This is a genomic window from Marnyiella aurantia, assembly GCF_014041915.1.
In the GTDB taxonomy this organism is placed as follows: domain Bacteria; phylum Bacteroidota; class Bacteroidia; order Flavobacteriales; family Weeksellaceae; genus Marnyiella; species Marnyiella aurantia.
In genome coordinates, this window is record NZ_CP059472.1 from 1,329,588 (window position 1) to 1,349,289 (window position 19,702).

Sequence of the window (19,702 nt, forward strand, 5' to 3'; positions counted from 1 at the left end):
CCTCACCTTAATTTGAAGTGTTTTCGTTTTGTTCAGCTCTACCGTTAGCCTTTCCCAGGTAAATGATCAGCCCTATAATCCCTACATACAGAAACCCGAGAATAATCCCGGGGGACATTGAAAATTCAGCATCATTACCCATAGCTAACTGAACGGTATGGTAGGAAATCCAACCAAAAATGAGAAGAATTCCAGTACATAGCAAGGAGATGAAATTACGTATCGCACTTGTATTCTTCTTAAAATCTTCCGGAAGGTTAATTTTGGCTGGATTAAAATACACGTAGGTGCAGATGCCGAAAAGAAGAGTTGCAATGCAGGCTTCCACCCAAATCATACTGCGGTTTCCGAATCCGTCTGGCGTCCCATCGCCGGAAAAGTGAACAGGGATGGTTTCCGATAGATCCGCATAATATAAAGCTGGGTAAAGCCATATAAAGGCCAGTAAAATCACGTTGATAACTAATGTAAATTTCGTCCGCATATCTAGTAATTACAGGAGTCGCCTAACAAATCTAAGTCGGTGTGTATGTCTGTTCAGGTCTGTATTGAAAATTCCGGAAGAGTCCATCAGGTCTATCCTTACTTTGCCGTAGGCATGGATAATCCGTTGGTCCTCCAGCATCATTCCTACATGAACAATCCTTCCTTCTTCATCCTCAAAAAAAGCCAAGTCGCCGGGCAGGCTTTCTTCAATAAAATCCAGCACTGTACCCTCCTCTGCCTGTCTGTAGGCGTCGCGCGGCAATAAAAGCCCGTGCACCTTAAACACAATCTGCATGAAGCCACTGCAGTCCACGCCGAAAAAACTCCGCCCGCTCCACAAATAGGGCGTATTAAGAAAAAGCATTGCGGTCTTTGCAATACTTTCATGCGTCGCGGGAAACTGTTCGGTTTTGTCCCGGGAAATTACTTCGCTGCCCATTGAGATCATCACAGAATCACTTCCGGCAAAACCAAACAATTCAGTAAAGATATGGACTGGCCGGGTAGAAAACTCTTCATCTGAAATTGCAGTAAGCTGAGTATGATGTACAAATCCCTCGTAGCCATCATAATCCATACGTACCTTCTGAAAATGACCTGCTGTTTCCAGTACATCGGCAGTTTCGCCATAAAGCATCTGCGAGACCATTTCGGACCGGTGTGTAGGCTCCAGGCGGAGCGGTGCTGCAGAAACATTGCATACTGCCTTTCCCATGTACGTTTAAACTTACTTTTTCCTGATTAAATTAATACCGTCGCGCAAAGGTAAAATAAGATTCTCAAAATCGCTGTCACGCGCCACCAAATCATTAAGTTCGATGATTTGCCTTGTTGCTTCATCTACAGGTCCGTCCGCCAGCACCTTACCATACCACAGCACATTATCCAACAGAACCACCGACCCCGACCGTAATCTTGGCTTTATTAAGTTCCAGTAACTTACATAGTTCTCCTTATCGGCATCAATAAATACCAAATCAAAAAACTCATCGGTTTGCTCCAGATAATCCAGCGCATCCTGAATGATAAAATTAATTTTCGCTGAATGCGGACTCTCCTCAAAATACTTTCCCGGAATATAAGCCAGTTCATCATTTACATCTAGAGTAGTAATCTTTCCGTCCGGAACAAGCCCTTCGGCCAGACAAAGTGTGGCGTAACCCGTAAATGTCCCGATTTCCAGGACATTTCGCGGACTCATCATCTTTGAGATGATGGTAAGCAGGCGTCCCTGCTGATAGCCGGAAAGCATATGAGGCTGCGTAGTTTTATGATAAGTCTCGCGCCGCAGTCTTTTCAGGTGTTCAGGTTCCTGTGAGGCATTATTTTCCAGATAACGGTCCATTTCCGGACACTGTTCTTCAAAAAAACTCATATAATTAATGCTTTTGAAAATTAAATAAACAAAAAAATCCCGAATAAACGGGATCTTATAGCGTGAAAAATTTCTTAGTTCTTAACCGGAGCAATGTCCATCAGCTTCATAAACTCATCCAGTTTTGGCATGATGATGATCTCTGTCCTGCGGTTTTCTGCCCTACCGGAAACCGACATATTGGTTGCCTTCGGGTTATATTCGGAACGGCCGCCGGCAGTAATTCTGGAAGGATCTACGCCAAACTGGGTTTGAAGCACCTTCGCCATGGAAGTCGCTCTGAGAGCGGAAAGGTCCCAGTTGTCTTTTGGCAGGTTTGCGGAATTCAAAGGCACGTTATCCGTATTACCTTCAATCAGTACAGAGTACTTATCATAGTCATTGATCACTCTAGCCACTTTGCCCAAAACTTCGTGTGCAGACGGCTGAATGTTATAATCTCCTGTTTTATAAAGCATCTTATCTGACAGTGAGATCATCACCACACCCTTCAATACCTTAATTTCAACATCTTGGTCAGAAACATTATCCAAAGACCTCTTCAGCCTGTTCGAAAGTGCCATATTCAGACTGTCGTTCTTGGCATTGGTAGAGATCAGACGCTTGATATACGAATTGGACGCATTGATCTCGCCAATCAGCTTGTCAATATTCGCAGATCCTTTACCGGTATTGGAAAGACAGGCATCCAGTGAGGATTTCAGCGCATCATTCTGACTTTTCAGTAAATTATTTTCGCTGGAAAGTCCGGAATTAGCCGACTTCAGGTCCTGAATTTCACGCTGGCGGTCACCAATATTGGTAATGCACTGGTTATAGTTTTCATTTAAAGCATCAAACTGTTTCCTGCTAACACAGGACGTGATGGTAACAGCAACTGCCGCAGCCACAATCATTTTTCCTATTTTCATAAGTAGTTGTTTTGTTAGTTTCAAAAGTACCGCTTCCGGTCTGAAGATAAAAATTATCTTTGCTAAAGATTTCTTAAAAGTGCTTACAATACAGACTTTTCAGGCCCAACTGCACCGTTTGAACATTCCTATTTCCCAAAACGGCTTCCTCCTGGCAATCAGCGGAGGCGCAGACTCTATGGTCCTGCTTCATCTGTTTCATGAGGCAGGCATCAGCTTTCAGGTGGCACATGTAAACTACGGACTGAGAGGCGAAGATTCCGATGCCGACGAAAATTTGGTTCGCAATTACTGCCTGACAAATAATATCAGATTTCACCAGTACACCGTTTCAAAAAAAGACCAAAAGCCGGCCGGTTCCATACAGCTCTGGGCACGGGACCTGCGTTACCGTTTCTTCAGGCAGATTCAGCAGAAGGAAAATCTCAGGTATCTGGTCACTGCTCATCATCTGAATGACCAGCTGGAAACATTCCTCATCAACCTGTCACGCGGTACGGGAATCAGAGGATTGTGCGGGATTACTGAGATTACGGACGATATCGTGCGCCCACTACTCCACTTTTCAAAAGAAGAAATTTACAGTTTTGCGGAGGATAATAAAATTCCGTTCCGTGAAGACATTTCCAACGCCAAGAATGACTATTTGCGAAACCGCATCAGAAACGAAGTCATTTCAAAACTGACGGATGCGCGGCCGGACTTTCTGGAAAATTTTGACAAATCCATCAGCTACCTTTATGAGACCAATAATTTTGTAGATGAAAAAATTGCCGAAATTGAGCAGGTTCTGATTCAGGAAAATTCAACGGGTTTCAAGATTGATAAAGCCGGGCTTCAAAAAGAAAGTGATTTTATTAAATTCGAAATCCTCAGAAAGTTCGGGTTCTCAAATAAGAGCGAGATTTCAAAGGTATTTTTGGCGGAAAAAGGTAAAGTTTTCCGGTCGGGTTCATTTGAACTTACCGTTGACAGGGAAATACTGGCCCTCCGTGCGTTACATGGAAGTACCGCGGCTGAAAACCTGGAATTTATCCTGGAAACTGATCACGACCAGATTCTGATCCCGGATAGTGTTATAGAAACTTTCACTAAAGACAGGAACACGAACTGGTATTTTGACCGACAAAAACTAACACTTCCGCTTAAACTGCGAAGAAAAAAAAGCGGAGACGTGTTTTATCCGATTGGCATGATAGGCAAAAAGAAAATCAGCAAATTTTTTAAGGATGAAAAATTGCCTATTTTAGCCGCGCAGGAAATCTGGCTCCTATGTGATTCCAAAGATGAAGTGCTGGGAGTGTTGCCGTTACGGCAGGACAGAAGGCATGTCGCAGATGCGGAAACCAGCCACGTTTTAACCTTGAATTTTTGAGGTCGTATTTTATTTCCTGCCCAAAACCTATTCCCTAACTGATAAAAATATATTGGGTAATGAAGTTGATGAAATTTCTTTTTTTCACTTTCCTGTTCTTATTCGGAACACTTTCAGCACAAATAAAAGATCCTGTAAAACTTAGCTACGAAGTCCTGCCCTTGGGCGACAACCTGTACGAGGCTGTAATAACTGCCAAAATGGAGAGCGGCTGGCATATTTACTCCAAAGATCTGCCACCGGACAGCGGAATCCCCACAGAACTGATTATCACTTCTGCCGAAGGAATAACGTTGGTAGGCGGAGTGGTGGAAGTTGGTAAAAAACATGATGAATTTTCTGAAGCTTTCGGCGCCCAGATCGTTTACTACTCCAACTCGGCGAAATTCAAACAGAAATTCAAGCTTAACAATCCTGAAAAGCCGGCTACTGTCGCGGCCGAGTTCACCTACCAAACCTGCGACGACCGCGTTTGTCTGGCACCCAACACCCTTGAATTTGCAAAAAAAGTGACCCCGGACGGCAACGTTGCTGCCACCGGGGTACCGGTTATAGCTCCTGAAATCACGCAGGACACCGCAGGTACAGAAAAAGACACTATTGCTACCACAGTTTCCGGACAGGCCAACTCAACAACATTTGCTCAGCTTGATCCCAAAAAACTCAAGATAGAAAGCCTGGACTTCAACAACCCACTCACAGATTGCGGTGAGGAGAAACAGGAAAAAAGCGATAATTATCTTACTTATCTGTTCCTGGGCTTTCTGGGCGGAATGATTGCCTTGCTTACCCCCTGCGTATTCCCGATGATTCCGCTCACTGTCTCCTTTTTTACGAAAGGGAATAAGGACAGATCAAAAGGTGTACGCGATGCATTGATGTACGGCTTCTTCATCTTTGCCATCTTTACGGCACTTAGTATTCCCTTCCACCTCATAGACGGTATAGCAGGAAATATCTTTAACCAGATTTCAACATCGATCTGGCTGAATCTTATCTTCTTCGCCATATTTATGTTCTTTGCGTTCAGCTTCTTTGGATATTTTGACATTACCCTGCCAAGTGCCATTGCGAACAGGTCTTCACGCGCCGAAGAAGCGGGTGGTATTGTGGGTATTTTCTTTATGGCCCTTACGCTTGTGATCGTATCTTTCTCATGTACCGGACCAATCCTGGGATCCTTGCTGGGAAGCGCGGTTACAGGAGCTGCAAATGTTCCAATGCTTCTAACCTTCGCACTTGCAGGCTTTGGTCTGGCCTGGGCAATTGTTTTTGGCGTGCTGGCTCTGTTCCCGCAGGCTTTACAAAGTCTGCCCAAATCCGGCGGCTGGATGAATACCGTAAAAGTTGTTCTGGGGTTTGTAGAACTGGCATTGGCACTAAAATTTTTATCGAAAGCGGACCTTGTTTCAAAGACCTTTATGCTTAAGAGAGAACTTTTCATTGTCTTGTGGATCCTGATTACCATTGGACTTGTTCTCTATCTTTTCGGAATCATCCGCTTCCCGCACGACGACAGAAAAGCTAAGATTTCCCCCGGAAGAAAAGTCTTCGGTGTATTTGGAATCGGTTTCCTTATTTATCTGATTCAGGGACTTGTGCCGGCAGAAAGACCGAAACTGCAGATGCTTTCGGGCATCCTTCCTCCATTGAATGTTAGTTATTTCAATAATGTGGAAGACGGCATTCTGGGTATGAAACCTGAACATGATTATTTCGCAGCGGTTGAAACCGCACGAAAAGAGAACAAACCCATCTTACTGGATTTTACAGGGTATGGCTGCGAAAACTGCCGGAAAATGGAGGAATTTGTCTGGAGTGAGCCGGACATCTTACCTATCCTGCAGAACGATGTAATCCTGACCTCTCTCTATGTTGATGATAAGGAAGAGCTGCCTGCAGAGCAGCAGACAAGGATCGACATGGGCAACGGGCAGACTAAACGGATCAAGACCATTGGTGACCGCTGGAGTTTGTTTCAGCAAATCAACTTTAACGATAATACCCAGCCGGTTTATGTACTTATAACTCCGGAAGGCAAAGTGATAAACGCGCCGTTCAAAGGGTACAACAGCGACAAGGAAGTCTTCAAAAAATTCCTGGAATGCGGTATCGGTTACTATAAAAACTCAAAATAAATAAAGTTCTGGCCGCAGGCCGGAACTTCTTTTTCTACTTAAGCGCTTCCTTCATCTGGGGAACGTTAATTCCGTTGGTTACATTGTGAATTCCGTTTTCCTCCAGAATTTTTATGGCCTGGCCGCTGCGGTTTCCACTTTTGCAGAACACCACTACAGACGGCTTACCACGGAACTCATCAACACGGCTTTGCACCTGATCCAGCGGAATATTTACCGCTCCGTCTATACTTCCTTCCGCAAATTCTTCAGGAGTGCGCACATCTACCAGCATTGCGCCTTGCCGTACCTGTTCTTTAACAGTTAGCGGCTCCGTGTTTACGTCCGTAGGTTTTGTGGTATTACATTGCAGGTTAAAGAACAGCAGAGCTATAAACAGAGATGATACGATTTTCATGACTTAAAATTTTTATACAGTTTCAGTAAAGATATAAAAGGTAAAAATAAACCTTTGTAACCTATATTACACAAAGAGTGATTCTCTTTAAATAACTTTGCAGACATCAGTGATATACTATGGGTAATAACAGGAATTTAGGGAAAACAGTATTTTTTATTCTTGCAGTCATTTCTCTGCTTCCTTTTATTTCAGCTCCTGTTGCTTTGCTGCTCGGTGTCTTCTTCATCAATATTTTTCAGACCAAAATAGAGCGATTGCCGAAATACACTAAAAAAGTGCTGCAATACAGTATTGTGGGTCTCGGTTTCAGCATTAACCTGGGAATGGCCATAGAGGCCGGAAGCAAAGGTTTTCTGTTTTCTGTATTTACAATTATTCTGGTATTTGCGGCTGGCATTATGTTGGGTAAAATACTGAATATTGACCGCAAAATCACCCAGTTAATCTCAGCAGGTACCGCCATTTGCGGTGGCAGCGCCATTGCCGCCGTATCGCCAACAATCAATTCCACCAACAGCCAGAATTCAATAGCGCTGGGAATTGTTTTCCTGCTGAATGCTTTTGCATTACTCATCTTTCCCTATTTAGGGATGTATTTCGGACTCAGCCAGCAACAGTTCGGTATCTGGGCCGCAATAGCAATACACGACACAAGTTCGGTGGTTGGAGCAGCCAGTAAGTTTGGAGACGAGGCGCTGCATATCGCAACCACGGTGAAACTGGCGCGCGCTTTATTCATCATTCCCGTAGTGATTCTGTTTTCAATTGTTTACAAAAAGGAAACAAAGGTCCGGTTCCCACTCTTTATTGCGTTCTTTATTTTGGCGATACTGTTAAATACCTATTTGCCTTTTCTGAAGAATATCACACCCTACATCGCGGAAATATCGAAAGCAGGTCTTAAACTGGCCTTATTCCTTATAGGCACAGGGCTTTCAATTTTGAATTTGAAGTCGATTGGCCCAAAGCCATTTCTGCTGGCGATTTTGCTTTGGATTCTGATAAGTTCGGTATCACTTTTCGCAGTACTGAAATTTTTATAAAGTTACGACAGGTCTTCATTCAGCAGAAGCAATTGATTAACTTTGTTAAAACATTGAGACTTTGAAAAAACTGATACTGCTTCTTTCACTTTCCCTGATATCCTGCAATAAGAACATTGAAAAATACGAACAGAAAAAACTGGCCGATACCCTTCGCGTAATAGATTCTATAAACGCGGCGCGTACGGTTTACAATGACAGTATACGCGCGTTGAACAGCCAGAACAGATATCGCGACCTGACAGGCCGCCATAGATTTACGCACAGCGAAATTCCGGCTTCAGGAACGGTGCGTTTTACCAAAAACGGACGTGACCAATATAAAGTGAGCGGCAAGGCTTCTTCCGGAAATGATTTTGTTGAAATAAACGGCGATTTAAAGGTGGTCACAATGCAGTATCTCAATTTTGAAGGTGTAATAAACCAAAAAATAAACGGCACCGCATTCAGACGGACATCAAAAACCTCATTTAAAGATGAGAAAAAGGGACCGTACTGGAGACTGCAGGATAAAAAAGGCGGCGAAGGCTTTGTAGAGTATATAGACATCCATTTCTAATATGCTGCACTTTAGTTTTTGTTGAAAAAATTTTATAATTTTGATTATGCTTCACTACGAAATATCCGGTTCCGGCACCGAAAACCTTGTATTACTGCACGGCTTCATGGAAAATCTAATGATATGGGAGGAAATGGAGGCTTTTCTGTCCGAAAAATTCCGACTGGTAAAAATAGACCTGCCCGGCCATGGACTCTCCAAAATACTGGATGAAGTCCATACCATGGAACTGATGGCCGAAGAGGTGAAGAAGGTAACCGACAAACTAAAAATCGACAGGTTCCATTTACTTGGTCACTCCATGGGAGGGTACACTTCGCTGGCATTCGCCGAAAAGTTTCCCCAAAGTTTAAAATCACTGACCTTATTCTTCTCATCTTATTTTGCGGATGATGCCGAAAAGAAGGAACAGCGCCGCAAGAGTTTCAGGATCATCAAAGAGTCTTTCCCAAATTATGTAAGAGCCGGAATCCCCAATCTGTTCAGCGAAAATGAAAAAGATATCCTGGAAGGCAAGATAGAACTGGCAAAGGAAATCGCGCTTTCCACAAAGAGTGAAGGAGCCCTGGCAGCCGTGAAAGGGATGGTAGAGAGAACGGACAAAGTTTCGGTAATGGAAAATTTTGAAGGTAAGATCCTGGTAATCGCGGGCAAATACGACAATGCGGTTAAGACGGAATTTATTCTTAAGAATTTGCCGGACCGCACTAATATTAAATCTTACCTGCTGGACTGCGGACACAACGGGCATTGGGAGAAACCGGAAGTGTGTGCCGCCATCATCAACACGGAACTGCTGCATAATATGCCTAAGAAACTGATCTTTTAGGAATAACAATGCGGTCAATATCCATCACTAACATTACACTATGGAAATCCTGTCCAAGATCCTGATCGCACTCGTTGCCCTGGAACATCTTTATATCCTTTATATGGAAATGTTTGCCTGGGAAACACTGGGCCGGAAAACCTTTAAAGGTGCATTAAGTGAGGATCTTTTCACGCCGACTAAAGGTCTGGCAGCCAATCAGGGACTGTACAACGGATTTCTGGCAGCCGGGCTTATCTGGTCTTTATTTATTGCCGATGAGATATGGTCGCAGAATGTGGCGCTGTTCTTTTTAGGCTGTGTTGTGGTAGCGGGAGGGTACGGAGCCTTCTCGGCCTCACGTAAAATATTCTTTGTACAGGCTTTGCCTGCGATCATTGCCATTGCCATACTGCTCCTGAAATAAAAAGTAGAAGCGAGGAACTTAGGGCGGAGTTACTTAAAAGTCTTCCGCCTCAATTTTCTCTTTAAAGTCTGCGATAGTTTCTTCGATGTTTTTCATGTATTTTCCCCCGGCTGCATTAATGTGTCCACCTCCGTTGAAATGATTTCTTGAAAACTGGTTCACATCCACATCATCTTTTGACCGGAACGATATTTTGATGAAATCCTCGTACAGATCTTCCATAAAAAATGCGGAAACCTGTGTACCCATAATGCTGAGACCATAATTTACAAAACCTTCGGTATCGCCTTTCTGGAAACCATATTGCTTTAACTCGTCACGTTTCAGCCAGAGAATGGCCACTTTACCTTCTTTTACGACTTCAATCCGGCCTAAAATCAGGGCGAGCAAATGCAGTCGCGAAACGGTGTTCGTGTCCCAGGTGCTGGAGGTAATCATGGCAGGATCAGCACCCTTTTCAATCAGGTTGGCAATAATCCGGTGCGTGGTCGCACTGGTGGACCGGAAACGAAATCCGCCGGTATCGGTCATGATGCCTGTATAAAGGCACTGTGCGATGTCCACATTCACTTTTTCTTCTTCCTCCAAAGCCTGAATGAAATGATATATCATCTGCGAGGTTGCAGGAACCGTAACATCAGAATAGACAAAGTCAAAGTCATCCGGCTGCTGGTGATGGTCAATGAGTATCTTTTTTGCCTTTGCCTTCTCCAGCCAGGGTCCTACCAGATTACCGCTGCGGTGCGAGGCATTGAAATCAAGGATGAAGATCAAATCTGCATTGTAAATGGCTTCACCCGCGATCTTGCGCTTATAATCGGCAATGATTATTTTTTTGGATTCCGGCATCCATTTCAGGAATTTCGGGAAATCGTTCGGCACAATTACATCGGCCTCCAGACCCATCTGTTTCAGAAAATGCTTCAGACCCAAACTGGACCCTACAGCGTCGCCATCGGGGTTGTAGTGGGTAATAATAACAATTTTATTTTCGGGAACAAGGAGATTTTTAATCTCTAAAATTTCTGAAGGACTGAACATGGATAAATGTAATTTTAGGGCACAAATATAAGGCTTTTGCCTTCACCTTTAGCGCCCTGATTTTCACCAAGCCGATGACTCTCCCAAAACGAATAAAAATAAAGAAATGAAAAAAATTCTACAATTAACTTAATTTGGAGAAATGCAGATATATTCATCCACTCGACTAGCAGGGATTTTCATAACTTTAAATCAAGTTAATAACAAACATCTCCCGTGCGGAGTTGAACTGCCTGGTAACCGATGGTAATACCCCCTGATTTCCTCACTTACAATAATATTGATGAACAAAATATTTTTAATACTGCTTTTCCTGCACAGTGCGGTTTGCTATACCCAAGAAGCAGAATGTGACACTTTAAGTGCAACCAACATTGAAGCCGTAACAATTAACAGTAAAGATTATGAAAAAATTGAATATTCATATGGTTTAAAGCAGGAGATTAATTTCAAACTGGCGACAGTAAACCCTAATGCTGAATATGAGTTAGGCTTAATATTTAAGAATACTTCGGGAAAAAATGGCAGAATTAGTAATGTTATACTATTCCTACATAAATCTGCTAAAAATCTACCCTTAGCAAACCTAGAACTAAATTTTTATATAGTGGATTCACTAACAGGTAAACCTTTAGAGAAACTGAACACTGAACAGATCATTTTCACGCCAACATCCCGAAAAAAAGGATCATTTAAAATTAATGTTGAACGTTTTAACATTCTCTTTCCAGCCGAGGGAGCCCTGGTGAGTATAAAATGGCTGCCAACAGAAAAACACGATATGCAGGTTGGTCCAGCGATTAGATTAACCAATTATAAAGACAGACTTACCTATACACGATACAATAACGACCCTACAAAATGGGGTAATAATTTTAATTTCTCGAAAAAACCAGGGATCTATACCAATGCAATGATTGGTTTGGAAGTGTATATAAAGCGAAGAACTGTAGACTAAAGCAGGAAGGAATGATGATAATGAGGAAAGGATTAAGAAAAAAATCTTACAATAGTTTATCTGATCGTTCCAACAAACTTTCTAAATTAATTTGCAGACAATAAAAACTTTCATATCTTTGCAATCTGAAAAATAAGAGATAGTATTTACTAAAAATATTTAGCGATGAGCAAAAGAACATTCCAACCATCAGAAAGAAAGAAAAGAAACAAGCACGGTTTCAGAGAAAGAATGTCTACGCCTAACGGCAGAAGAGTACTTGCTGCAAGGAGAGCGAAAGGCAGAAAAAGCCTGACAGTTAGTGCTCAGCGCGCTAAGAGATAATTTCTGTATCTCTACATCACCTATATGCTTGAAAAAGAAATTTTTCAGGCATTTTTTGTTGTTAAACTTTTCCAAAAATTTAGGATTACAGTACAGGATTATTTATTTTTGGACATTATTCAAATTCAATTATTGACAAATGCCGCACAGACACGAAACCGGAGAAAACATCATTAATCTAAGCAGTGCTACCATTGCACAGAAAAACTTTACTGTACTCAAGATGGTGGACCTTCATATACAGAAAGGTAAATTCTGCTATCTGATCGGTAAAACAGGTTCCGGTAAAAGTTCTCTGCTGAAAACACTTTACGGACATATCCCATTGGCTGGCGGCGAAGGCAGCGTGGCCGGTTTCGACCTGGCCAAACTGCGTACCTCACAAATTCCCGATCTACGCAGACGTCTGGGTATTGTATTCCAGGATTTCCAGTTGCTGCCGGACCGTACGGTTGAAAAGAACCTGAAGTTCGTTTTACAGGCTACAGGTTGGACGGATAAAGTAAAGATGGACGACCGTATAAATGAGGTGCTCGAAAGTGTGGGTATGAAAACCAAGAAGCATAAAATGCCGCACGAACTTTCCGGCGGTGAACAGCAGCGTGTGGCAATTGCCAGAGCTCTGCTGAATCATCCTGAACTAATTCTCGCCGACGAGCCTACAGGAAACCTGGATCCCGAAACGTCTAATGAAATTATGACCCTCCTTAAGAAAGTCGCTGTGGAAAATCATGCAGCAGTTGTAATGGCTACGCATGATTATCATATGATTCAGAATTTTCCGGGTGAGGCTATCCGCTGTGAAGATGGGAACGTTTCCGTACTGGACACGGCTGAACTGTTTGAATAAAATCCGGCCGGCTAATTTCTATTTAGCTTCCATTACCGAACACATGAAAATCCCGGGTCGCGTCCAGATACTGTTCTGAATAAACCCTCGGACTTTTTTCGATTATAAATTCCTGCTCAATTGCGGGAATTTCTTTTTTGGAGAACTCAAGCACATGCCTTTTAACGGGTCCGCCTGTAATACCAAAAACGTTTACTTTCCGGACCAAATACAATTGTAATTTAGCTGCTTTGATTTCAAGCCCGGCAGATTGGTCGGCCGGTATAATTAAAGATAGCAAGCCTGTATCTTTCAGCAGTTCTCCTGCACGGTCCAGCAGTGTAACAGCGTCCATCTCCACTGTTTGACGCGCAACGACATCTTTAGAGGAATCATTAACTTCAAAATAAGGTGGATTGGAAATAATAAGATCAAAACGCGTTTTACTCCGGAACGTTTTAAAGTCTGCCTGAACGGCTTCAAGTCTGTCTGCGTAAGAAGAATTCTGAAAATTACCGTTTGCGAGCGCCACTGCTTCAGGATTAATATCAAGCGCAGTGACCGTCAGCTTTATATTTCGTTGTGTCAGCATCAAAGGAATCAGGCCCGTACCCGTGCCGACTTCCAGAACAGATTCTGCTTCGCTGATACTAGCCAAAACTCCCAGAAGCACTCCGTCTGTACCTACACGGAATACGCCGGTCTGCTGGGCGATCATAAAATTTTGGAATCGGAAAGGTTTCATTAAAGATTTGTAGGAAGAGAAATGGTGAACTTTGCTCCTTTGCCAAGTTCAGATTTTACGGTAATAACTCCGCCATAATCTTCGACCATCCGGCGTACCATCGTGAGGCCAAGTCCCATGCCGGAGGTTTTGGAAGTAAAACTTGGTTCAAAAATCCGCTCCAGCATACCTTCGTCAATTCCGACACCATTATCTTCCACAGAAATAATTACCCTTTTGTTAAACTGCTCCAGGTCCACATTAATAATGGGTTCAGCGGTATCTTCTACAGCCTGCTTAGCATTTGTAATCAGGTTGGTTATAATCCGGTTCAGGTAAATTCTGTCCATATTCACCATAATATCAGCCCGGTTGCTGTGCACAAAAATGCGGTCGTTATTAAAGATCCTGAGAATCGAGTCCACTTCTGCATTGAGGTGAAAGGTTTCATTATTCTTTTCCGGTAATTGCGCAAACTGGGAAAATGCTGTTGCAACTGTAGCAACCATGTCTATCTGATCAATAACGGAAGAACTCATCTTTTTAAGTTTGTCCCTGATGTCAGGATCATCTGGATTAAACTTACGTTCGAAATTCTGTATCGTGAGCTTCATTGGAGTCAGCGGATTCTTCACCTCGTGCGCGACCTGTTTCGCCATTTCACGCCACGCTTTTTCCTTCTCACTGAAGGCAAGGCGGTCCTTATGGTCCTGAATCTGCAGAATCATTTTATTATACGCTTTTACCAGTGCTCCCAATTCATCATTCTGATAATAAGAAATCGGCTGCATTTCTTTATCAAAGATGGTTATCCGGGTAATCACTTCTGAAAATCTGGAAATAGCATCAGTAAGATGCTTGGAAATCACCCAACTAAGCCAGATACTGAAGGCAATTACAAGGAGGTTTACCAAAAGCATATACTTAAGATACTTATTCAGAATATCCAGATGCGCACTCTCATTATGATAATAAGGAAAATACACAATACCGATGGGTTCAAGCGAATTGTTTTGAAAAATGGTGTAAGAGGATGTTTTATTAGCACCAATGGTCGCGTCAAATTCTGGTACATCAACCCTTTTATTTCCGGTGATTACAGAATGCAGAATATTTTGTGGAATTTTTTTCTGTGGAACCAAAGTACTTTCTCTGTTGGACAATAAAAAATTACCCTGAAGATCATAAATGATAATATCCTGATTGGTAATATCGGCAATTTCGAGGATCTTATTCTTCAGGACTTGCGGAATCTGTTCTGTACTTACAGGAGCTTGACTTACCGCGTAGTCCAGGGCCGCCATCAGGCTGTTTGTTTTATTCTGCATGTCCGTACGGCTCTGCTCCTGTGCATTATTCTTAAGCAGAAAATAAGATAGCATGGACGAACCCGCCATGCTAAGAATACAAACTACAATAAAACCCCAGAAAACCCTGTTTCGAAGACTGTAACCTTTATATTTACTGAGTGGCATGCTTGGCTGTGAGTTTGGCTATGTATTTTCCGATGATGTCAAATTCAAGATTGACTTCATCGCCGACTTTCAAGTTTTTCATATTGGTAAAATTCCAGGTATAGGGGATCAAAGCAACTGAGAAACGGTTGTTGCCGCTGTCTGCAACTGTAAGACTGATTCCGTTTACGGTAATTGAACCCTGCGGAACGGTTATGAAATCACTGCCTGCGTCATATTCGAAGGTGAGCACATAACTTCCGTCTTTCTGTTCCATTGCAATAAGTCTGCCAGTAAGGTCCACATGTCCCTGAACAATATGCCCGTCCAGACGGCCGTTCATCAGCATGCAGCGCTCAAGATTTACCTCTGTACCTACGGTCCAGCTGCCTAAATTGGTTTTCTTAAGGGTTTCGTCTATGGCGGTCACTACATAACCCCCTTCCAGTAAGTCTACAACCGTGAGGCAGCAGCCATTATGGGCAACGCTCTGGTCTATGGTCAGTTCGTGAGCAAATACACAGCTCATTGTAAAATGGATATTTCGGCCCTGGGTTTCAATTTTTTCCACGGTGCCGGTAGACTCAACGATGCCTGTAAACATAAAATGAAGTGTTATTGAATGATGTTAAAGTGTCTGTATATTAATACAGAAAGTTATTCTTAAATTTATAAATTTGTAACCTTTAAACAAATCCAAAGATAGTGATATGAGTTCAAAACAACATAAAGTGCGGGTGGGAATTTCGGTTGGTGATTTTAACGGTATCGGTCCCGAGATCATAATGAAGGCACTGAACGACAAAAGCATCACTGACTTTTTTACACCAATAATTTTTGCGTCCGGAAAACTCTTTACTTATCAGAAAAACATATTTAAACTTCAGCAAACTTTCAATTATATAAACGAGGTCTCCGAAGCTCAGGGCGGAAAGATCAATATGGTGAACCTCTGGAAGGACAATGTTAATGTAGAACTGGGTAAACCCACGGAAGAATCCACTAAAATGGCGGTAGATTCCCTGGAAGCTGCCACAGCCGCATTACTTAACAATGAGATAGACGTGCTGGTAACTGCACCAATCAATAAGGACGAGATGATGAAGCAGGGATTTGCTCATGCTGGTCATACGGGTTATCTGGAAGAAAAAGCCGGCAAAAAAGGACTTATGTTCCTTGTAACCGATGACCTTAAGGTAGCAGTATCAACTCACCATATCCCTGTGTCGCAGGTGGCATCCAGCATTTCTAAAGAAAGCATAAAGAAACAGATTAAACTTCTTAACCAGTGTCTGATAGAGGATTTCCAGATCCAGAAACCTAAAATAGCGGTATTGGGACTTAATCCTCATGCCGGTGACGGTGGCCAGATCGGCAGAGAGGAAATTGAAATCATACAGCCGGCAATCGCTGAGATATTTGACAACGGAATTATGGCCTTTGGTCCTTTCCCGGCTGACAGTTATTTCCAGCCGGAAAAGTACCGCAACTACGATGCAGTGTTAGCTATGTATCACGACCAGGGACTCGCTCCCTTTAAGACGCTGGCCTATGCCGACGGGGTAAATTACACGGCAGGACTGCCATTTATCCGCACCTCACCGGATCATGGCGTAGCTTATGATATAGCGGGACAGAACATAGCGGATGAACAGAGTTTCCGGGAAGCAATTTTTGCGGCGGTAAAGATTTTCAAGAACCGTTCGGAATACCAAACCCTCATGGAGTCCCGTTTAAAACCCAAACGGGCTGCGGCAGACAATGGTGTTGATGAAGATCTGCCGAAAGATTCCGCAAGATAGCATGACCGTTTTTGGTGCATGCAGGTAACAGGGTACCGTTTTAATTTTGAACGGATTACAAAAGATCAGCCTATAATTAAACATTGGTTGAAATATATTTGCTAATTAAAAATAAATGCATATTTTTGCACACTCATTTTATGGAGAAGCTAAGAAAATATGAAGTTGTATTTTCCGGCCTTAAAAACGGAAAGCATAACTTCCGGTTTGAGATAGATAAGGAGTTCTTTCAGCAGTTTGACACGGAACAGGAATTTACAGATCCAAAACTGGTGGCTGATGTTTTAATGGAAAAGCACACCACTTTTCTGGAATTCTGGATTACCACATCAGGAACCGTAAACCTGACCTGCGATATCACCAATGATCAGTTTGATCATCCGATATCCAGTGAGATGCGGCTTCTGGTTCAGTTTGGCGAGGAGTATGACGACAGCGAGGAAGAAGTAATAACGATTCCGCGAAATGATCATGCATTTAATGTGGCGCAGTTCATTTATGAAGAAGTAATGCTGGCAATTCCGATGAAGAAAATTTCACCCAATATTTCCGATGAGGATATAGAGAACCTGGAGAAATACAAACCGCAGGAAGAAGTGGAAAAAGAACCGGAGGCAGACCCAAGATGGGAGGCCCTGAGAAAATTAAAAGATAAAAATTAACATAGAATAATTAATAATTATTAGCAATGGCACATCCAAAGAGAAGACAGTCGTCTACAAGAAGAGATAAAAGAAGAACGCACTACAAGGCAGAAGTTCCTCAGCTTGCTAAAGACGCTGCATCAGGTGAACTTCACCTGTATCACAGAGCTCACTGGCATGAAGGAAAACTTTACTACAGAGGAAAAGTAGTAATGGAAAAAACTACAGAAACTACTGAAGAAGCTTAAGATCAATTCTTAACGCAAAACTTCTGTTTCACATAAAAAACCACTCGATTATAATACTTTCGGGTGGTTTTTTGTTGTGTTTTCTTAAAAATTGGTATCTTTGGAACCTTAATTAAACATCAACTATGGACATTAGAGAAATACAGAACCTCATTAAATTTGTATCAAAAGCAGAGGTTTCCGAAGTGAAGTATAAAACAAAGGATTTTGAAATTACAATCAAAACTCCTCTAGCAGGAAATGACACAGTGAGCTATATCTCACAACCTGCAATGTACCAGGGCCAGGCGCCTGCTCCACAAGCCGCTCCACAGGCCGCACCTGCTGCCGCTGAAAAACCTGCTGAGGCTGCATCTGATGACAGTAAATACCTTACCATCAAATCTCCAATGATTGGTACCTTCTACAGAAAACCAAGTCCTGATAAAGATGTTTTTGTAAATGTAGGTGACGATGTATCCAACGGAAAAGTGGTTTGCGTTATTGAAGCAATGAAGCTTTTCAACCAAATAGAATCCGAAATCTCAGGAAAAATCGTGAAAATTCTTGTAGATGATGCTACTCCTGTAGAGTACGATCAGCCTCTGTTCTTAGTAGACCCTTCTTAGTAATTTTAGATTGTAAATTATAGATTTTCAATGTCTAAGACATTTGAAATAATTTAAAATTCAAAATTTAAAATTTAAAATCAAAAGATGTTCAAAAAAATATTAATTGCCAACCGGGGCGAGATTGCCATGCGTATTCTCCGCACCTGTAAGGAAATGGGCATTAAGACAGTTGCTGTATATTCCACTGCGGATAAGGACAGCCTCCATGTTAGGTTTGCAGATGAAGCCGTTTGCATTGGACCTGCCATGAGCAAAGATTCCTATCTTAAGATCCCAAACATCATCGCAGCTGCCGAAATTACAAATGCAGATGCAATACATCCGGGTTATGGGTTTCTTTCTGAGAACTCCAATTTTTCCAGAATCTGCCAGAAAAACGGAATTAAGTTTATAGGTGCCACACCGGAACAGATAGACCGTATGGGCGACAAGGCCAATGCAAAGGCAACAATGAAGGAAGCTGGTGTTCCTTGTGTTCCGGGTTCGGACGGCCTCATTGACTCTTACGAGCATGCAGTTCAGCTGGCCAAGGAAGTGGGCTACCCCGTAATGATTAAAGCTACCGCAGGTGGTGGCGGAAAAGGTATGAGAGCAGTGTGGAAGGAAGAAGACCTTCAGGAGCATTGGGAATCTGCCATCCAGGAAGCTGTTGCAGCGTTTGGCAATGGTGGGATGTACATGGAAAAACTGATTGAGGAACCAAGGCATATTGAAATCCAAATTGCAGGCGACCAGTACGGCAAAGCCTGTCACCTTTCCGAAAGAGACTGCTCCGTACAGAGAAGAAACCAGAAACTTACCGAGGAAACTCCATCACCGTTTATGACCGATGAACTTCGTGAGAAAATGGGTGAAGCTGCGGTAAAAGCTGCTGAATATATTGGATACGAAGGTGTAGGTACCATCGAATTCCTGGTAGATAAGCACAGAAATTTCTACTTCATGGAAATGAACACGCGTATTCAGGTAGAGCATCCTATTACCGAGCAGGTGGTAGATTATGACCTGATCCGTGAGCAGATTCTTCTGGCTTCGGGTTCACCTATCAGCGGAATCAACTATTTCCCGAAACTGCACTCTATTGAATGCCGTATCAATGCGGAAGATCCTTACAACGATTTCAGACCTTCACCGGGCAAGATTACGGGACTTAACATTCCGGGAGGACACGGTATCCGTGTAGACACACACGTGTACGCAGGTTATACCATTCCATCCAATTATGACTCAATGATTGCTAAGCTAATCACAACTGCACAGTCCAGGGAAGAAGCGATCTCCAAAATGAAACGTGCCCTGGAGGAGTTCTATATTGAAGGAGTGAAGACAACCATTCCTTTCCACAGACAACTTATGGAAAACGAAGATTATCTGGCCGGAAACTACACCACAAAGTTCATGGAAGATTTTGTGATGGAGAAGAAATTTGACCACTAATAACGACCTAATTAAGATAAACAAACCTGCATTTTTGCAGGTTTTTTTTGTGTAAAATTTTTAGGGAAGAAAAGAGAAATTGTCGTAGCATATATTTTTTTTGAATAC

The 19,702-nt window shown here is 42.5% G+C and carries 23 protein-coding genes; 14 read left to right on the top strand and 9 right to left on the bottom strand.

The window, feature by feature from the left end:
• Window positions 1-7: 7 nt before the first annotated feature.
• From H1R16_RS06075 to H1R16_RS06090, 4 genes are all read right to left on the bottom strand, one after another.
• Entirely contained in the window at window positions 8-484 is a 477-nt protein-coding gene (locus H1R16_RS06075; protein ID WP_181887833.1) for a DUF1648 domain-containing protein, read from the bottom strand.
• A 9-nt stretch (window positions 485-493) separates the two neighbouring features.
• Window positions 494-1,201, bottom strand: coding sequence for a C40 family peptidase (locus tag H1R16_RS06080; RefSeq protein ID WP_181887834.1), 708 nt, complete (start codon window positions 1,199-1,201; stop codon window positions 494-496).
• A gap of 12 nt (window positions 1,202-1,213) precedes the next feature.
• Window positions 1,214-1,861: an O-methyltransferase gene (locus tag H1R16_RS06085; RefSeq protein WP_181887835.1), complete on the bottom strand. Its 648-nt coding sequence runs from the start codon at window positions 1,859-1,861 to the stop codon at window positions 1,214-1,216.
• 74 nt (window positions 1,862-1,935) lie between these two features.
• Window positions 1,936-2,772 (bottom strand): OmpA family protein, encoded by an 837-nt coding sequence (locus tag H1R16_RS06090; RefSeq protein WP_181887836.1) that lies wholly within the window; start codon window positions 2,770-2,772, stop codon window positions 1,936-1,938.
• Between the two features lie 118 nt (window positions 2,773-2,890).
• Here H1R16_RS06090 and tilS point away from each other — a divergent pair, with 118 nt between their 5' ends.
• Together tilS and H1R16_RS06100 are read left to right on the top strand one after the other, a co-directional pair.
• A complete protein-coding gene (tilS, locus tag H1R16_RS06095; protein ID WP_228451110.1) occupies window positions 2,891-4,147 on the top strand; it encodes a tRNA lysidine(34) synthetase TilS in 1,257 nt (418 codons plus the stop codon).
• A 59-nt stretch (window positions 4,148-4,206) separates the two neighbouring features.
• Window positions 4,207-6,285, top strand: coding sequence for a protein-disulfide reductase DsbD family protein (locus tag H1R16_RS06100; RefSeq protein WP_181887838.1), 2,079 nt, complete (start codon window positions 4,207-4,209; stop codon window positions 6,283-6,285).
• Between the two features lie 34 nt (window positions 6,286-6,319).
• On the opposite strand, the gene H1R16_RS06105 is transcribed toward H1R16_RS06100, so the two are convergent.
• Entirely contained in the window at window positions 6,320-6,682 is a 363-nt protein-coding gene (locus H1R16_RS06105) for a rhodanese-like domain-containing protein (protein WP_181887839.1), read from the bottom strand.
• 119 nt (window positions 6,683-6,801) lie between these two features.
• Here H1R16_RS06105 and H1R16_RS06110 point away from each other — a divergent pair, with 119 nt between their 5' ends.
• From H1R16_RS06110 to H1R16_RS06125, 4 genes are all read left to right on the top strand, one after another.
• Window positions 6,802-7,728 (top strand): YeiH family protein, encoded by a 927-nt coding sequence (locus H1R16_RS06110; RefSeq protein WP_181887840.1) that lies wholly within the window; start codon window positions 6,802-6,804, stop codon window positions 7,726-7,728.
• A gap of 61 nt (window positions 7,729-7,789) precedes the next feature.
• Window positions 7,790-8,287 (top strand): hypothetical protein, encoded by a 498-nt coding sequence (locus H1R16_RS06115; protein WP_181887841.1) that lies wholly within the window; start codon window positions 7,790-7,792, stop codon window positions 8,285-8,287.
• A 46-nt stretch (window positions 8,288-8,333) separates the two neighbouring features.
• Window positions 8,334-9,116, top strand: a complete 783-nt coding sequence (locus tag H1R16_RS06120; protein ID WP_181887842.1) for an alpha/beta fold hydrolase — start codon at window positions 8,334-8,336, stop codon at window positions 9,114-9,116.
• Between the two features lie 40 nt (window positions 9,117-9,156).
• Window positions 9,157-9,522, top strand: coding sequence for a DUF1304 domain-containing protein (locus H1R16_RS06125; RefSeq protein ID WP_181887843.1), 366 nt, complete (start codon window positions 9,157-9,159; stop codon window positions 9,520-9,522).
• A 33-nt stretch (window positions 9,523-9,555) separates the two neighbouring features.
• On the opposite strand, the gene H1R16_RS06130 is transcribed toward H1R16_RS06125, so the two are convergent.
• Window positions 9,556-10,563, bottom strand: a complete 1,008-nt coding sequence (locus tag H1R16_RS06130; RefSeq protein WP_181887844.1) for a DHH family phosphoesterase — start codon at window positions 10,561-10,563, stop codon at window positions 9,556-9,558.
• A gap of 283 nt (window positions 10,564-10,846) precedes the next feature.
• Here H1R16_RS06130 and H1R16_RS06135 point away from each other — a divergent pair, with 283 nt between their 5' ends.
• The 3 genes from H1R16_RS06135 (at window position 10,847) to H1R16_RS06145 (ending at window position 12,695) form a co-directional block, all read left to right on the top strand.
• A complete protein-coding gene (locus H1R16_RS06135; RefSeq protein ID WP_181887845.1) occupies window positions 10,847-11,521 on the top strand; it encodes a hypothetical protein in 675 nt (224 codons plus the stop codon).
• Window positions 11,522-11,686: 165 nt separating this feature from the next.
• Window positions 11,687-11,845, top strand: coding sequence for a 50S ribosomal protein L34 (gene rpmH / locus H1R16_RS06140; protein WP_076385307.1), 159 nt, complete (start codon window positions 11,687-11,689; stop codon window positions 11,843-11,845).
• 139 nt (window positions 11,846-11,984) lie between these two features.
• Complete coding sequence (locus tag H1R16_RS06145; RefSeq protein WP_181887846.1) at window positions 11,985-12,695, top strand: cell division ATP-binding protein FtsE; 711 nt, start codon at window positions 11,985-11,987, stop codon at window positions 12,693-12,695.
• Between the two features lie 22 nt (window positions 12,696-12,717).
• Here the strand turns inward: H1R16_RS06145 and H1R16_RS06150 are convergent, their stop codons facing one another.
• The 3 genes from H1R16_RS06150 to H1R16_RS06160 are packed head-to-tail and all read right to left on the bottom strand — an operon-like array spanning window position 12,718 to window position 15,456.
• A complete protein-coding gene (locus tag H1R16_RS06150; RefSeq protein ID WP_181887847.1) occupies window positions 12,718-13,419 on the bottom strand; it encodes a tRNA1(Val) (adenine(37)-N6)-methyltransferase in 702 nt (233 codons plus the stop codon).
• Window positions 13,419-14,873, bottom strand: a complete 1,455-nt coding sequence (locus H1R16_RS06155; protein WP_181887848.1) for a sensor histidine kinase — start codon at window positions 14,871-14,873, stop codon at window positions 13,419-13,421. The genes H1R16_RS06150 and H1R16_RS06155 overlap by 1 nt, the downstream gene beginning before the upstream one ends.
• Window positions 14,860-15,456, bottom strand: a complete 597-nt coding sequence (locus H1R16_RS06160; RefSeq protein WP_181887849.1) for a riboflavin synthase — start codon at window positions 15,454-15,456, stop codon at window positions 14,860-14,862. Before H1R16_RS06160 ends, H1R16_RS06155 begins: the two co-directional genes overlap by 14 nt.
• Window positions 15,457-15,562: 106 nt before the next feature.
• On the opposite strand from H1R16_RS06160, the gene pdxA reads away from it, so the two are divergent.
• The 5 genes from pdxA (at window position 15,563) to accC (ending at window position 19,594) form a co-directional block, all read left to right on the top strand.
• Complete coding sequence (gene pdxA, locus H1R16_RS06165) at window positions 15,563-16,654, top strand: 4-hydroxythreonine-4-phosphate dehydrogenase PdxA (protein WP_181887850.1); 1,092 nt, start codon at window positions 15,563-15,565, stop codon at window positions 16,652-16,654.
• Between the two features lie 140 nt (window positions 16,655-16,794).
• A complete protein-coding gene (locus H1R16_RS06170) occupies window positions 16,795-17,316 on the top strand; it encodes a YceD family protein (RefSeq protein ID WP_181887851.1) in 522 nt (173 codons plus the stop codon).
• Between the two features lie 26 nt (window positions 17,317-17,342).
• Complete coding sequence (gene rpmF, locus H1R16_RS06175) at window positions 17,343-17,546, top strand: 50S ribosomal protein L32 (RefSeq protein WP_181887852.1); 204 nt, start codon at window positions 17,343-17,345, stop codon at window positions 17,544-17,546.
• Between the two features lie 125 nt (window positions 17,547-17,671).
• Window positions 17,672-18,154 (top strand): acetyl-CoA carboxylase biotin carboxyl carrier protein, encoded by a 483-nt coding sequence (gene accB / locus H1R16_RS06180; protein WP_181887853.1) that lies wholly within the window; start codon window positions 17,672-17,674, stop codon window positions 18,152-18,154.
• Window positions 18,155-18,241: 87 nt separating this feature from the next.
• Window positions 18,242-19,594: an acetyl-CoA carboxylase biotin carboxylase subunit gene (gene accC, locus H1R16_RS06185; RefSeq protein ID WP_181887854.1), complete on the top strand. Its 1,353-nt coding sequence runs from the start codon at window positions 18,242-18,244 to the stop codon at window positions 19,592-19,594.
• The last annotated feature ends 108 nt before the right edge of the window (window positions 19,595-19,702 follow it).

Excerpts from the sequence above, each read along its gene's own strand:
- H1R16_RS06075 (WP_181887833.1), bottom strand. The coding sequence starts at position 484 with ATGCGGACGAAATTTACATTAGTTATCAACGTGATTTTACTGGCCTTT.
- H1R16_RS06080 (WP_181887834.1), bottom strand. The coding sequence starts at position 1,201 with ATGGGAAAGGCAGTATGCAATGTTTCTGCAGCACCGCTCCGCCTGGAG.
- H1R16_RS06085 (WP_181887835.1), bottom strand. The coding sequence starts at position 1,861 with ATGAGTTTTTTTGAAGAACAGTGTCCGGAAATGGACCGTTATCTGGAA.
- H1R16_RS06090 (WP_181887836.1), bottom strand. The coding sequence starts at position 2,772 with ATGAAAATAGGAAAAATGATTGTGGCTGCGGCAGTTGCTGTTACCATC.
- H1R16_RS06100 (WP_181887838.1), top strand. The coding sequence starts at position 4,207 with ATGAAGTTGATGAAATTTCTTTTTTTCACTTTCCTGTTCTTATTCGGA.
- H1R16_RS06105 (WP_181887839.1), bottom strand. The coding sequence starts at position 6,682 with ATGAAAATCGTATCATCTCTGTTTATAGCTCTGCTGTTCTTTAACCTG.
- H1R16_RS06110 (WP_181887840.1), top strand. The coding sequence starts at position 6,802 with ATGGGTAATAACAGGAATTTAGGGAAAACAGTATTTTTTATTCTTGCA.
- H1R16_RS06120 (WP_181887842.1), top strand. The coding sequence starts at position 8,334 with ATGCTTCACTACGAAATATCCGGTTCCGGCACCGAAAACCTTGTATTA.
- H1R16_RS06125 (WP_181887843.1), top strand. The coding sequence starts at position 9,157 with ATGGAAATCCTGTCCAAGATCCTGATCGCACTCGTTGCCCTGGAACAT.
- H1R16_RS06130 (WP_181887844.1), bottom strand. The coding sequence starts at position 10,563 with ATGTTCAGTCCTTCAGAAATTTTAGAGATTAAAAATCTCCTTGTTCCC.
- H1R16_RS06135 (WP_181887845.1), top strand. The coding sequence starts at position 10,847 with ATGAACAAAATATTTTTAATACTGCTTTTCCTGCACAGTGCGGTTTGC.
- rpmH (WP_076385307.1), top strand. The coding sequence starts at position 11,687 with ATGAGCAAAAGAACATTCCAACCATCAGAAAGAAAGAAAAGAAACAAG.
- H1R16_RS06145 (WP_181887846.1), top strand. The coding sequence starts at position 11,985 with ATGCCGCACAGACACGAAACCGGAGAAAACATCATTAATCTAAGCAGT.
- H1R16_RS06150 (WP_181887847.1), bottom strand. The coding sequence starts at position 13,419 with ATGAAACCTTTCCGATTCCAAAATTTTATGATCGCCCAGCAGACCGGC.
- H1R16_RS06155 (WP_181887848.1), bottom strand. The coding sequence starts at position 14,873 with ATGCCACTCAGTAAATATAAAGGTTACAGTCTTCGAAACAGGGTTTTC.
- H1R16_RS06160 (WP_181887849.1), bottom strand. The coding sequence starts at position 15,456 with ATGTTTACAGGCATCGTTGAGTCTACCGGCACCGTGGAAAAAATTGAA.
- pdxA (WP_181887850.1), top strand. The coding sequence starts at position 15,563 with ATGAGTTCAAAACAACATAAAGTGCGGGTGGGAATTTCGGTTGGTGAT.
- H1R16_RS06170 (WP_181887851.1), top strand. The coding sequence starts at position 16,795 with ATGGAGAAGCTAAGAAAATATGAAGTTGTATTTTCCGGCCTTAAAAAC.
- rpmF (WP_181887852.1), top strand. The coding sequence starts at position 17,343 with ATGGCACATCCAAAGAGAAGACAGTCGTCTACAAGAAGAGATAAAAGA.
- accB (WP_181887853.1), top strand. The coding sequence starts at position 17,672 with ATGGACATTAGAGAAATACAGAACCTCATTAAATTTGTATCAAAAGCA.
- accC (WP_181887854.1), top strand. The coding sequence starts at position 18,242 with ATGTTCAAAAAAATATTAATTGCCAACCGGGGCGAGATTGCCATGCGT.